The organism is Bradyrhizobium sp. AS23.2 (genome assembly GCF_001908185.1).
In the GTDB taxonomy this organism is placed as follows: domain Bacteria; phylum Pseudomonadota; class Alphaproteobacteria; order Rhizobiales; family Xanthobacteraceae; genus Bradyrhizobium.
Genome location: NZ_LGHM01000376.1, coordinates 1 through 665, shown reverse-complemented (window position 1 = coordinate 665; position 665 = coordinate 1). Strand labels below are relative to the sequence as shown.

The window sequence follows — 665 nt, the reverse complement described above, 5'->3', positions numbered from 1 at the left end:
CTGCGAGGTTGGGCAAGATTCTTATCTGGAAGGAAGGTACGATTCGGCATGACGAATCGCACCTTCAAGACCGGCATGAGCCGGGCTCAGCCGAGCTTTCTGCCAGCGCGCGTGGAAGATTATGTGGCTGGCGACAATCCGGTTCGAGTGATCGAGGCTTTCGTTGCGGCGCTTGATCTTTGGAAGCTTGGCTTTCGTCATGTCGGATCGAGCGGCGGGGCTGGACAGCCGCCTTACGACCCGGCCGACCTGCTGAAGCTTTATCTTTATGGCTACCTCAACCGGATCCGGTCGTCGCGCAGCCTGGAGCGCGAGGTTGGTCGCAATCTCGAGCTGATCTGGCTGATGAAGCATCTGGTGCCGGGCTATCGCACCATTGCCAAGTTCCGCCAGGAGAACTGGAAGGCGCTCAAGGCGGTGAACCGGGAGTTTGTGCTGATGCTGCGCGAACTCGGTCTGGTGGGCGGCGAGGTTGTGGCGATCGACGGCGCGTTTTTTGATGGCAACGCCAGCAAGGCGAGCATCAAGACGCAGCGCAAGCTCGCCAAGCGGCTGGCGGAGATCGATCAGGAGATAGAAGCCTATGGTGCCGCGCTCGAGGCCAACGACAGCGCCGAGGCAGAACGTCCGCCTGCGGGGCGGGATGGCGGGGGCGACGGCGGCGG

The 665-nt window shown here is 62.1% G+C and carries 1 protein-coding gene; it reads left to right on the top strand.

Annotated features, from left to right (window positions below; translation table 11 throughout):
* Window positions 1-123: 123 nt before the first annotated feature.
* Window positions 124-665: transposase (locus AC630_RS42260; RefSeq protein WP_167561397.1), on the top strand; the 542-nt coding region annotated here is incomplete at its 3' end.